Source organism: Pseudoalteromonas sp. MMG012 (assembly GCF_018100875.1).
In the GTDB taxonomy this organism is placed as follows: Bacteria; Pseudomonadota; Gammaproteobacteria; order Enterobacterales; family Alteromonadaceae; genus Pseudoalteromonas; species Pseudoalteromonas aurantia.
The window spans coordinates 1-12,031 of sequence record NZ_JAGJEF010000104.1 but is presented as its reverse complement, the minus strand read 5'-3'; the positions used below and the strand labels follow the sequence as shown (position 1 = coordinate 12,031).

Below are 12,031 nucleotides of genomic sequence, written 5' to 3'. Positions count from 1 at the left end.
CCTTTTGTATTTAAAAATATAGTTGAGCTAAAATTTACCAACCACTTTTACTTTATCTGTCACTTTAGCGCTATCTATATAGCCAATACCTTCTGGATTATTCATAACAAAATCAATGACGGCTTGGTCATTACTTAATGGGTTTGGTGGCGTGCCTTTGCCCGTAAAAATCAACTTAGACCAATAAGCCTTAAACTGACTATTCGACTTGCCAACCACATTTTGCGTAAATGCTTTTGCAACAGATGTGCCTGTTTGAGCTACAGCTTTCACTTTAGTCCCATCAGCATAAGATTTCGATTTTCCTAAATATATTTTTGATATCGCACTTTTATCTAAACTATTGCCATTACTGGCGTTCACGATTACAGCAACCTCAGCATTGACATAAAAGGCACTCATAAATAAACATAAAGCAATTTGGCTTTTCATTGTTCACTCCTTAAAATACTAAATCTATCGCCACTGCCAACACGTCTATATCTTGATCAGTGATATCATCATTATAACGGCTTAAATCAACTTTAAGCGCAGCTGAAGGGTGAAAATCATAGCGAGCACCTACGCTCACAGTACTGCTCTCCTGCTTAGCTCCCAACAAAACTTGGTTAGTGACATCTCGTAATAATGGTGAATTTGCATTCGTTGGATCTAGTGACACGGGAATAACTGTTCCATTCGGCCCAGAAATGGAAGCCGGTACTGTATTTAACCGATTAGAATCATGCTCATCATCGTTATTTTCGTAAGTTAAATGCACGGTCCAGTCATCTATTCGATACCCAACGGATGCATAATACTGTGTTTGATCTGGCAATAAGCTATTCTCAACTTCTATTTCGGTATACTCTGCATCAAACAGAAAATTATCGTAATCGATAGAAAACCCTAAACCAAAAAACGCGCCATCATCTTCACTGATTAGCAAACTATTTGCTTGATTATTCAAGCCATATCCATTTAGAGCCGCGGTTAAGCCGACAACACTAGAGGCACTGATTGTCGTTTCAGCAACGATGTAAGCAGCTCTTGCACTAAACCAGTCATAGGATATAGTCCAATTTATACCCGCTAAGTCATTCAACTCAACTTGTTCTGGAGTCGCCCCCGCTGCAGAGGGGACCCTACCCGAGAATGAACCGTATATAAGCTGAGTTGTCGAGTCCCAATCGCCCAATGTGGTCGAGTGTAATAGGTTTAAACCTTCATATGTTGAAAAAGCAAAGTTATAAACAGATTGAGGAGGCCTCACCCAGCGATAAGCATATCCAACATCTAGAAAATCGGAATAGCGATAGAATGGGATACGCATTTTTCCACCACTCACTTTTAAGTCATCATTGATTTGATAACTCACATAAGCCCATTCAAATTCGGCGTCAAAATCTTCGTTACCTCGAGCGACAATTTGTGCTGTGGCACTCAGTCTATCTTGTAAGTCAGACGACAGTTGTAATGCAAACATACTCTCATTTTTATAAGAAATATCATCGTCATAACCATACAACCTCGTATCGTCATCTAACGTTTGACCAGCAACAATGGATGCAAAACCATTAATCCTAATTTCAGCTTGTACATTTAGACTAATACAAGCCAAACTAACAACAGCAGCGAGTAGTCGTTTCTTCATAGCATCATTCCATATTTAATAAATTTTACGTTGATTGCAATGTGAGTATAGACGCTAGAATCCACTTTATTGATTTATTTGCTGGTTGTAAAAAACCGAACTGAAGAATATAAGCATATGATTAATAACTTAAATAGGTACTTAACTTAACAGTCACTGAGTACGGATGCCGATGCTCACTCCTTATTCGCAAGAGCCCAAGCGTGAGAGGCAATGATTATTCACGCAATAAAAAGGCCACTGAAATGTGGCCTTAATGTAAACAAAATACTCGCCTCAATTTAAGATAAATTCCTCAATAATCCTTGCGTATTTTGCCGCATTGTATTTGCCACCATAAAGTATCCGATTGTCGCAACAAACGCGGCGCCACTGATTGGCCCTAAAAGCCATATATACCAATGTAACCGCCCAGCAACGTCAAAAAGCTGCTGCTGAATAAGCAATAACGCCACATCACTCACAAGGGCAGCAACAAATCCAGCAATAGCCCCCAGCAATACAAATTCATACAGTGTAGCCAGCTTAATTAAGCGCCCTCTAGCCCCTAAGGTTCTTAGAATCACCACTTCTTGCATACGTTCAGCTAAACTGGCCTGGACTTGAGAGATCAAGACCAGTGCGCCACTGACTAATACAATCGACAATACAAACCCTATCGCAAGCGACACCTGCGCGATGATTGATTGTGCTTGCTCCAAGCGACTCTTAATATCTATCATACTCATCGTTGGATGGCGCTGCAGCAATTGACTCACACCTTTATTATGCTGTGCTTCCAATTTAGCGGCACTGAAATAAGTTACCGGCGTTTTACCTGCCATATTTGGGCTTAATATCATGACAAAGTTAGGCTTCAACGTGCCCCAATCGACACTTCTAAAACTGGTCACTTTCGCATCAAAACGCCGTTCATTAGCCAAAAATGAGATCGTATCACCCAGTTCTAGATCGAGTACTTCTTTCCAGCCTTCAAATACCGACACTTCAATGTCATCACCATTACTAAACCACTCACCTTCAATCACTTCATTGCCTTCAGGGATTTCTGACAGCCATGTTAAATTTGGTTCTCGGCTAACACCCTCTCGAGCATCTTCATCACGCTCTTCTCCCTCTTGCTTTGACACTCGACGTGCAAGCTCTTCGCCATTAATGGCATTAACCCGTGCATTAAATACGGGGTAAAATGCTTCATGGGTTATATTGTTATTATTGAAAAAAGTGGTAATTGGTTCAATATCCTGCTCAGCAATATTGATGAAAAAAGCGTTTGGTGCGTCAGCTGGCACTTGCATTTCCCAATCTGAAATCATGTCATTTTTTAGAACGACTAAAAATAACATCAGCTTAATCGCCAAAGCGAAACTAATGAGCTGCACCGCATTGGCATTCGCCCGCTTTTGTAAGGTTGCAATTGCCAGTGACCAACTTGACCCAGGGCTTAAACCTAACTTTCTCCCAAATGAGAAAAGCGCCCTAGAAATACCAAATAATACTCCAATTACCAATAAGCTAGATCCAAACAAAATAAGTGTAATTACTATTTCACCGCTGAATAGCCACATTAATAAAAAAATAGTGAACAAAGATGATGCCATATGAATACGGCTTATCGCTAAGCGGTCACCTAAATTTCGGCGCAAGACCCTCAGAGGTGGAATATCAAACAAATCAAGCAAAGGTTTTAATGAAAACATTAAAGCGCAAGTCATACCTATAAATGCTGACAATAACCATGGCTTTATGCCTGCACTAGGTAACTCCGCCCCCATAAACTGTGCTAGGTAATTTGCACCGAAGTACTGCAATACAAAGCCGATGCTCAACCCGATAATAATTGAAACACTCGTCACTAATGCGAGATGCGTTAAAAATATTTTGCGTATTACAACTCGGCTTCCTCCGAGTGTTTTCATCATTGCCACAGGGTCATATTGCCTTTCACAATACCGTTTTGCAGAGACAGCCATTGCCACTGCTGCAAGCATAATACCGAACAAGCCAGCCAGTAATAAAAATCGCTCCGCACGCGCCAAGTTTTCACCTAATGGTGATTGGCGATCTTTAACCCCTTCCCAATTTTGATTTTCTTTCAATTGTGGCTTTAGCCATAAATAATAGTCAGACAACTGTGCGTCAGTACCTGCAAACAACAAACGGTGAAATACCCTACTACCAACTTGAACGGCTTTTGTACTGCCAATGTCGGCATAGTTTAACAATACGCGTTTATTACCAGCGAGTGAAAAAAACGGCGCATCAGGTTCACTGACCAACACTTTGCTAATGGTAAATTGACCAGCTCCAAGCTCAACTGTGTCACCAACATTCACGTTCAAGGTATAAAATAACCCTTCACTGAGCCAAATATTACCACTTTTAGGCCCGCCACGAATTTCATAACCCACACTCTCTAATGTGTCTTTTATTTCCACCATGCCTCGTAATGGATACTGCTCAGTGACCGCTTTCACTGACCCCAAAACTAGCTCATCATTTGCAAATAGCATTGAGTCAAAAAACAACAGTGATGCCGTTTCTAACCCTTGCTGGTTGGCTTCATTAATATAATTGTCAGTAAAAGCATGATTACTAGATAGTCTGCGATCTGCTGCAATGAAGTCACTGGTTTTTTTCTCAATATTTAAACCTATTCGTTCAGTGACTGACGACAAACTAAATACCGTTAAAACCGCCAAAGCAATTGCCGCAAATATAATCGTCAACTCACCGCGACGAAGCTCTCGAGCAAACAATTTAAATGCTAATTTAACCCACATTAACCGCTCCTCCTTCACTGATCTGCTCTAACTTGCCTCCTTCAATATGAATCACACGTTGGCAACTCTGCGCAAGGTGTTCATCATGCGTCACTAAAATTAATGTGGTTCCATTTTGTTTATTCAAATCAAACAATAGTTTTTCAATTAGCTGGCCATTTTTGCTATCTAAATTTGCAGAGGGTTCATCCGCAAATAAAATCTTCGGTTCACCAATAAAAGCGCGAGCTATGGCCACCCTTTGTTGCTCTCCTCCCGAAAGTTGAGAGGGGTAATGTGCCAATCGATGAGACAACCCTACCTTCTCAAGTAACGCAATCGCTTGCTCCTTGGCATTAACATCACCAGCGAGCTCTGCCGGAAGCATCACATTTTCTAATGCGGTAAGACTTTGCACCAACATAAACGATTGAAACACAAATCCTACCTTTTGCGCCCTAACTTGTGCCCGTGCTTCTTCATCTAATGTACTTAAAGCATCACCATCAAGGTGTATGTCACCGTCAGTCGCAATATCCAACCCAGCTAATAAACTCAGTAGCGTTGACTTACCTGAGCCTGACGCTCCTACAATAGCAACTGACTCCCCAGACTTGACAGAAAAATTAATTTCGCTAAGGATAGTAAGGTCCCCTTCGAGGGTACTCACTCGTTTGGTTAACCCAGCGACTTGAATTATATTTAATTGAGAAAGTACTGACATGACTCGTTTTTTCCTAAAGTTTACGGTGTTATTTATCTTAACGCTGCTTCCATTTACTAGCGTCGCAAAAGACAAAATAATGCTCATTGGTGACAGCTTAAGCGCAGGCTACGGCTTGAAACAAGCCCAAGCATGGGTTTATTTGTTACAAAATAAATACGCAGCAGAAAAAAAACCGATCGAAATAATCAATACGGCCATTAGTGGACAGACAACAGACAATGCCTTACTCAAAATTGACGCCTGGCTACAAACACATAAACCAAGTCACGTTTTAATTGAACTCGGTGGTAATGATGGGATTCGGGGCTTTCCAATTAAGGTACTAAAAAAGCATCTCACGCAATTAGTCGAAAAGAGTCATCAATCAGGTGCCAAAGTAGCGCTAATGGAGATTCAAATTCCGCCGAATTTGGGGCCGCGATATACCCGTATGTTTACCGAAAGCTATCAGTCTGTGGCAGAGCAAACAAATACATATTTAATGCCGTACTTTATGACTTCAATCGCTGTCGATAACTCTCTGATGCAAAATGATAATTTACATCCAAATGCCAAGGCACAGCCCATTATTCGTGATTTTATGTATACAGAGATAGATAAATGGCTAGCTAGTTCGAAGTAAAACTTTACAGGAAAGGCGAGAAATCGCAAAGATAAGAAGGTTTAGTAAACACAAAGCCCTTTCTTAATTAAAAAAGACAAGCACTTTGTGAATACTGAGCATACATGGCTTAATGCTTTGCAGTAAGCCATTTAATAAAACTTCGGGCATCACCAGTTGTGGCGAACCGAGTATTTTTCATTCCTGTTCTGTCCGCATAAATTACGGTACTTTTATTTACAGAAATAGATTGCACTGGATGTGCGATTTGGATCATAGATCCGTTATATTCATATGACATAGAAAACTCACAATAATTTGTATCCAGACTCTATACTGGATTAATTTAATATAAGCTTCACTACAGTTTTGACGATATTCCAACATGTAAACATGTTCAAGAGGACTTTACTTTAGCAACGAGATTTCGAGTCTTGCTTTTGGTCGCCGTACAATAATTCAGCTTTCGTTTTTTTAATGCTGGCTTACTGGATCAGGGTAAGAAAGGACATTACAATAATGATTATTAAAATCAAGAGGAGGAATATACCAAATAAAAATCAACTACACAATAAAAAAATTAATGGAATTCCAAATCCTTGTTTCCCCAAACTCAATGTTCACTATTTCCATAAGCTTAAAACATTACTGTGGGTGATTTATTTGTTTTCAAGAGCAATGTACAAAAAAAATACTTTTGCTAGAGATTTAATCTAAACTTGACCTGTCTCCTGCTCACAAACTGCGATAAAACTTTTCATTTACCTACGCATCAGGTAATTTCCCCTCTATGCATCGTAAGAATAAGGCTGAACTCATTGCACAAACCTAAAATAACAATTCAATATTGTGTGTTATGCCAGTGGCTACTTCGTAGCGGTTGGCTGGCTCAAGAGCTTCTTTCTACATTCTCTGATGACTTAGCTGAAGTATCATTGTCACCCGCGAGCAAAGGAACCTTTAAAATATATTACAATAACACACTGATTTGGTGCAGGGAGTTAGATCAAGGATTTCCTGAGGCGAAAATACTCAAGCGCCGTGTGCGTGATCAATTAGACCCATCAAGGTCTCTGGGGCACATAGATACGTAACAACCATAAAGTGCTTAAAAAACACCAGTATATCTGCCTTTAGTAGTAATTCAATGCACTTAATATGATTTATCTTCAGTTATATAAATAACTTTTAACGATTACATCCCGATTTTGTAATGAATATGTTATGCTTGCAAAAAAATAAAAACAGGTACGTCCCAATTGGGGTATGAAAAATATCATGAAATTCAGATTTAATGATTTTGAGTTTGATTGCGATACGCTCACGCTTTTTAATGCTGGTAAAAAGTTTTCCATTAAAGAGAAGCATGCGCAAATGCTCGCGATATTACTACTCGATACAGACAAAGTGCACAGTAAAGCCGAATTACTTAAAAAGGTGTGGCCAGAGAAAACCGTCTCTGATCAAATGGTATTTCAGAGTATTGGACACCTCAGAGCCCTGTTTGGGGATGACGCAGTAAAGACTTTCTCTCGCAAAGGCTATCAATGGCAATTACCATTAGAATCGGTAAATCAACAAGCAAACACTGACAAACCGAACCATACGCCTGAAGCAACATCTTCACATGTTACTAGTGAGCCTACATCAAACAACGCTGATAATTTACCTTGGTTCAAACGTGCATTAGGTAAAATACAACAAAAGTTCGGCTACTAGTTTTGTAGCCAAACATTTTAGCCTTTACAACACATGGTGACGCAACGTGCAAGCTTCATTGTTTATGTAAATCGTCCTATTAGAATAATACAAACCGGCTTATTGGAGCTTAACACCATCTTCTTGGCGTTCTAATACTATTTTTAGCGCACCATCCATTTTATTGATGAAATCATATTTAAATGGGTATTTTTTACTTTTTTCCCTTAAGTAACCAATATGTGCTGTACGCCGTAATATCACTTTGTCTTCAATAAACTGTTCTAGTCGAATACTCGGATCGGAATGCCTGATATTATTCAAACCGATGAGCGTAGATAACCTATCATTGATATAACAATCGATACGCTGTTTACGCATCTTCATTATATTTGAACGTATATTCCTATTTTCCCATACCTTGATCTTGCCACGCTTTTGCGCCTCCATTAGTGCCGCATCTAAAATCATAAAACCAGCGTTAAGCCCAACATTAATTGGCTCAGCTGAATCAGGTCGTGATAACACATTGACAAGGGTCTTACCTTGATTACAAAAAGCAACCACCGCTTCTTCTTGTAATGCGATGGAATAAGGCCAAATAAAAGGCCTTTTTTTCATATGAATATACGGGGGCATCAACGCAAATGCAGCCCCTTGCTCCAGCGCGGCAACACCCCGCTTCCAAGGCACAGGTTGTAACTCTATCTCGTATTCATCTTTTAGTAAACGTGCAGCTTGGCGCACTAAATCAACATAAATCCCATACAAGTCGCCATTACTTTCATAGGTATATGGAGGGTAACTATCATCCACTAAAATAGTTACTTTTTGCACTTTAGATTCTAATGTTGTTTGTGCGAATAGCGTTGAACTCACTAATACGGCCACACAATAAATCACTAAAAGTACTTTATATCCCATTATTCATACTGCCACTTTGTACTGAAATCATATCTAAAACCAACAGAAATCGAGTCAAATTCATTTTTATTATCAAACGATTTCGTTAGGTACTCCAAATGTAAGCGCAGCGAATCAACAGGTAGCCATTCTAACGTTAGATTGTATCCGTCAAAGCTCTGGTTATTTGGATCTAGGCTTATATGCCCATCATCAAAATCAAAAAAGCCTGCTTTAAGCTTATAATGTTTAGTAAGCTGATAAGCCATCGACATGTCAAAAGTATGCCCATCTCGGTTTCCCGTAAAGTAATCATACTCCTTCGCTTGATAAGCAAGCGCTGCATAAAAATCATCGGTGAACTGGTAAGCCAATGCCCCTGACCACAACGTGCTGTCTCCCAGTTTTTGCTCTTGCTCATAGGCAGTATTATGTTGATATGTTACAGCAGCATGAATGCCATTTTTATCGTAGCTCAAACCGATATTAATTAAGTCAGCTTGGTTATCCCCCTCCTTACCGTCAAATTGCCCCACGGCAATAAACGTAACAGGACCCGTTTCATAACGGTACGTCACCAGGTTATCGACGAAGAAAATACTTTCTGGGTCATAGGCAAAAGGGCTCGCACCATGGTTAAAAATATCCACATACTCAGCTATAAATAAGTACTGAGCGGGTCTTTGTTTGCCAATACCAAAACGCCCATAAGGCGTAGATAAAGCAGTATAAGCGCGTCTAGAGCGACCAAAGTTGCCTTCATTCGCCAAATCAATGCTCCATTCACCGTGCAATTCAGCACGCCAGCCGGGTTGAAACTCATGAACCGCCTTAATACCGGTATGAGATAACGCATCTCGCACATCTAAATTACTTTCATCTTGCTCATCAATTAACCCAAATGTTGGCCTTACCGTTGCGTATACTCGTACCTCTTTCTCACGTTTAGTCTCTACTTGTGTTGTCGAATGTAACGCCGATACCGCTCTCGTTTTGTCTTTTGCTTTTGGCCTTTTCACCGCTTGAATTGACTGAGAGTCAGAACTTTGTGCTATTAGGCGAGCTTTTAGTTCGGCAAGCTGTGCTTCAAGTGCTTGAATATCAGCCATTGTTACCTGTCTTTGTGCTGCATATGCAGGCATCGTTGCGCAACTGATCAATACACAAAACATCCCGATATTTGAGTAAGTTACATTTTCCATTTTGTTCACATTTAAGGGTTGCGAATAATCGAATTATAGTCAACACTTTGCATACATGAGTGTTTTTTAATCAGCGGTAGAAATTATAATGAAAATCCGTACTAAGTTTTCCGTCGCCTCAGCGCTCGTTATTCTGACTATCATTTGCGTTACAACATTATCGACATACTGGTTCGTCAATGACTCGATGAAAAATAAGACACGCGCATATGTGACGGATAATGCCGCCTTACTTTCCATCAGTATCGACAACTGGCTGGCATCCAAAGCACATCAAATAGAAGTTGTAAAAAGTCAGTTAGAGCAAGATTTTAGCCCAAATGAATTTCAACGAGTACTGGACACTCCGTACTTTCGTACCGCATTTTTACTCAGTTTTGGGACGCTAGAAACAGAGACCGGCTTACGCTCTAATGACCCAAATAGACGAAATCCTCCGAATGTGGATTTTAAACAACGACCTTGGTACCAGCTCGCGCGATCAAAACAAAGTACGGTTTTTACTAGCCCATATACCGACGCTGCCACAGGTGACTTGTTACTGTCTGTTGTGTCTCCGATAAACACCGCGAATGGCTTTGCCGGTGTTATTGGGGGAGATTTAAGCCTAGATACCATCGCTAAAACAGTGAACGCAGTGAACTTTGATAATACCGGATACGCCTTTCTCGTTGACCAAAGTGGGGTCATTATTTCTCACCAAGAAAGCGATTATAATGGTAAAAACGTCAATAGCTTGTACCCTGGTTTAAATACCAACCAATCTGATCAACTCATTGAAATAGCAACCAGAGATGGTCAAAAAATATTTTATTTACACCAGCTGAAAAATGAGTTTGGGACTGACTGGTACCTGGCAGTGCTCATGGACAAAGGCTTAGTTTATAGTACATTAACTGATATCACGGTGAACTCACTTGTGATCGCTATCCTGGCTATTTTGTTCGGATCTGTCATCATGAGAAGTTTAGCGATTAAGCTGCTTCAGCCACTACGAGATTTAGAGCAAACCATTACAACAATGGCCAGTGGTGGAGGGGATTTAACCAGACGATTAGAGATCATAAACAAAGATGAATGTGGAACGGTTGCTCGACAATTTAACCGCTTTTTGGAATCACTACAGCTGTTAGTAAAAAGCGTTAAAGAGCGCGCCGATCTTGTTGTTAATAGTAGTGATGAAGCCCGAGAGTTATCGACTCAGTCAACACAACGATTGGATCAGCAGGTAAGCTTAATTGAAAGCTTGGCAACTGCGATGCATCAAATGAGTACCACGTCGTCGGAAATTGCAAGTAGTGCACAGCAAGCTGCAACCTCTATCACTCAAGTGAATGAAAAAACCGAGCAAGGACAAGAGGTATTCAGTTTGGCTCGCTCCCATATCACGGATTTATCTGACGAAATATCTAAGTCACATGAATTAAGCACGCAATTAGCCGAGTATAGTAAAAGCATTGAGAACATTTTATCAGTGATAAATGGCATTGCCGAACAAACTAACTTACTTGCCCTTAATGCAGCAATAGAAGCGGCACGCGCAGGTGAACAAGGGCGAGGGTTTGCAGTCGTGGCTGATGAGGTTCGCTCGCTTGCGTCTAAAACACAAGAGTCAACCACTGAAATAAAATCCATGATTGGTCAAATACAGGTTTCTTCAAACCAAGTACAAAGCGCAATGGGCTCAAGTCGAGAGAAAACACAGTCGTGCGTCGAACAAACAGAGCAAGCCACCGTCATGCTCAGCGACATTTCTGAATCTGTTAAAGAGATTATGGATCGCAATATTCAAATTGCCACTGCGATAGAAGAACAAAGTGTCGTTATTGAAGAGATCAATAAGAATACCAGTTATATCAGTGACATTAGTGTAGAAGTCGGAAGCTTTGCTGATAAGCAATTTACGGCGAGTGGGAAATTAGCAGGCCATGCGCACGAACAAGAATCACTGCTTTCTAAGTTCACATTGTAAGCGCTGTACAATCAACAATCGCAAAAAATTAGCGATGAGCTATTGCGACATATATCGATGCCCAACGCGTACTTGACAGTATTTATTCCACAGTATGCCTAGTAAAATGCTCTGCTGAAAAATAGCATAGCCAACTCTAGCGCTCACAGCTCAACTTTCGCTGGTTGCACTGTTGTATTACCGAGTGCTTTTGTTCCGTCGACAATTCATGCCAGTCTAAAATTTCTTGGAGTGTTCTATAACAGCCAATACATACATCGTTATTATCCAAACAGCAGCGTCTTACACACGGTATATCAATTGATTGAGTAAGCGTTATAGAGTGAGTATATTTAACCGAGACCATCACACTCTCCATTACTAAGAAGCACTATAAATTTAATCATGGGCTAAAATACAGTGCAACACAATAAAACATACCTAACCTCAGGTTTGGATAAGGGTTTTGGAATAGAAAATGTTTTGAAAACAAACTTACGTACAATCCAATGATGCTATTTTGTTCAATATCAAGGCGCTTTTATGCAGTAATA

Annotated in this window: 12 protein-coding genes; 4 read left to right on the top strand and 8 right to left on the bottom strand. The window is 40.2% G+C overall.

Going from position 1 to position 12,031, the window contains the following annotated elements; all coding sequences use genetic code 11:
* Nucleotides 1-27: 27 nt before the first annotated feature.
* From J8L97_RS21155 to J8L97_RS21140, 4 genes are all read right to left on the bottom strand, one after another.
* Nucleotides 28-432 (bottom strand): phosphate ABC transporter substrate-binding protein, encoded by a 405-nt coding sequence (locus tag J8L97_RS21155; RefSeq protein WP_192509603.1) that lies wholly within the window; start codon nt 430-432, stop codon nt 28-30.
* A gap of 10 nt (nt 433-442) precedes the next feature.
* Complete coding sequence (locus J8L97_RS21150; RefSeq protein WP_211052608.1) at nt 443-1,633, bottom strand: porin; 1,191 nt, start codon at nt 1,631-1,633, stop codon at nt 443-445.
* A gap of 281 nt (nt 1,634-1,914) precedes the next feature.
* Nucleotides 1,915-4,416, bottom strand: a complete 2,502-nt coding sequence (locus tag J8L97_RS21145; RefSeq protein ID WP_211052606.1) for an ABC transporter permease — start codon at nt 4,414-4,416, stop codon at nt 1,915-1,917.
* Nucleotides 4,406-5,119, bottom strand: a complete 714-nt coding sequence (locus tag J8L97_RS21140; protein ID WP_192509600.1) for an ABC transporter ATP-binding protein — start codon at nt 5,117-5,119, stop codon at nt 4,406-4,408. Before J8L97_RS21140 ends, J8L97_RS21145 begins: the two co-directional genes overlap by 11 nt.
* Between J8L97_RS21140 and J8L97_RS21135 the strand changes: the two genes are divergently transcribed.
* On the top strand, nt 5,118-5,744 hold the full coding sequence (locus J8L97_RS21135) for an arylesterase (protein ID WP_192509599.1): 627 nt from the start codon (nt 5,118-5,120) through the stop codon (nt 5,742-5,744). The genes J8L97_RS21140 and J8L97_RS21135 overlap by 2 nt on opposite strands.
* A gap of 109 nt (nt 5,745-5,853) precedes the next feature.
* Here J8L97_RS21135 and J8L97_RS21130 read toward each other — a convergent pair whose 3' ends face one another.
* Nucleotides 5,854-6,024 (bottom strand): hypothetical protein, encoded by a 171-nt coding sequence (locus J8L97_RS21130; RefSeq protein WP_192509598.1) that lies wholly within the window; start codon nt 6,022-6,024, stop codon nt 5,854-5,856.
* A 517-nt stretch (nt 6,025-6,541) separates the two neighbouring features.
* On the opposite strand from J8L97_RS21130, the gene J8L97_RS21125 reads away from it, so the two are divergent.
* Both J8L97_RS21125 and J8L97_RS21120 read left to right on the top strand, forming a co-directional pair.
* Complete coding sequence (locus J8L97_RS21125; RefSeq protein WP_211052604.1) at nt 6,542-6,817, top strand: SelT/SelW/SelH family protein; 276 nt, start codon at nt 6,542-6,544, stop codon at nt 6,815-6,817.
* Between the two features lie 184 nt (nt 6,818-7,001).
* Nucleotides 7,002-7,442 carry a transcriptional regulator gene (locus J8L97_RS21120; RefSeq protein WP_247688761.1) on the top strand — a complete coding sequence of 147 codons (441 nt, stop codon included), beginning with the start codon at nt 7,002-7,004 and terminating at the stop codon, nt 7,440-7,442.
* Between the two features lie 99 nt (nt 7,443-7,541).
* On the opposite strand, the gene J8L97_RS21115 is transcribed toward J8L97_RS21120, so the two are convergent.
* Nucleotides 7,542-8,345, bottom strand: coding sequence for an ABC transporter substrate-binding protein (locus tag J8L97_RS21115; RefSeq protein ID WP_211052599.1), 804 nt, complete (start codon nt 8,343-8,345; stop codon nt 7,542-7,544).
* Nucleotides 8,345-9,526 carry a porin gene (locus J8L97_RS21110; RefSeq protein WP_211052598.1) on the bottom strand — a complete coding sequence of 394 codons (1,182 nt, stop codon included), beginning with the start codon at nt 9,524-9,526 and terminating at the stop codon, nt 8,345-8,347. The genes J8L97_RS21115 and J8L97_RS21110 overlap by 1 nt, the downstream gene beginning before the upstream one ends.
* A gap of 88 nt (nt 9,527-9,614) precedes the next feature.
* Here J8L97_RS21110 and J8L97_RS21105 point away from each other — a divergent pair, with 88 nt between their 5' ends.
* Nucleotides 9,615-11,498 (top strand): methyl-accepting chemotaxis protein, encoded by a 1,884-nt coding sequence (locus J8L97_RS21105; protein WP_211052596.1) that lies wholly within the window; start codon nt 9,615-9,617, stop codon nt 11,496-11,498.
* Between the two features lie 136 nt (nt 11,499-11,634).
* Here the strand turns inward: J8L97_RS21105 and J8L97_RS21100 are convergent, their stop codons facing one another.
* Complete coding sequence (locus tag J8L97_RS21100; RefSeq protein ID WP_211052594.1) at nt 11,635-11,844, bottom strand: DUF1289 domain-containing protein; 210 nt, start codon at nt 11,842-11,844, stop codon at nt 11,635-11,637.
* Nucleotides 11,845-12,031 lie beyond the last annotated feature (187 nt).

What these genes read in the sequence shown, in the direction of transcription:
- J8L97_RS21145 (WP_211052606.1), bottom strand. Translation starts at nt 4,416, where the DNA reads ATGTGGGTTAAATTAGCATTTAAATTGTTTGCTCGAGAGCTTCGTCGC.
- J8L97_RS21130 (WP_192509598.1), bottom strand. Translation starts at nt 6,024, where the DNA reads ATGTCATATGAATATAACGGATCTATGATCCAAATCGCACATCCAGTG.
- J8L97_RS21140 (WP_192509600.1), bottom strand. Translation starts at nt 5,119, where the DNA reads ATGTCAGTACTTTCTCAATTAAATATAATTCAAGTCGCTGGGTTAACC.
- J8L97_RS21115 (WP_211052599.1), bottom strand. Translation starts at nt 8,345, where the DNA reads ATGGGATATAAAGTACTTTTAGTGATTTATTGTGTGGCCGTATTAGTG.
- J8L97_RS21105 (WP_211052596.1), top strand. Translation starts at nt 9,615, where the DNA reads ATGAAAATCCGTACTAAGTTTTCCGTCGCCTCAGCGCTCGTTATTCTG.
- J8L97_RS21110 (WP_211052598.1), bottom strand. Translation starts at nt 9,526, where the DNA reads ATGGAAAATGTAACTTACTCAAATATCGGGATGTTTTGTGTATTGATC.
- J8L97_RS21120 (WP_247688761.1), top strand. Translation starts at nt 7,002, where the DNA reads ATGAAATTCAGATTTAATGATTTTGAGTTTGATTGCGATACGCTCACG.
- J8L97_RS21100 (WP_211052594.1), bottom strand. Translation starts at nt 11,844, where the DNA reads ATGGTCTCGGTTAAATATACTCACTCTATAACGCTTACTCAATCAATT.
- J8L97_RS21155 (WP_192509603.1), bottom strand. Translation starts at nt 432, where the DNA reads ATGAAAAGCCAAATTGCTTTATGTTTATTTATGAGTGCCTTTTATGTC.
- J8L97_RS21135 (WP_192509599.1), top strand. Translation starts at nt 5,118, where the DNA reads ATGACTCGTTTTTTCCTAAAGTTTACGGTGTTATTTATCTTAACGCTG.
- J8L97_RS21150 (WP_211052608.1), bottom strand. Translation starts at nt 1,633, where the DNA reads ATGAAGAAACGACTACTCGCTGCTGTTGTTAGTTTGGCTTGTATTAGT.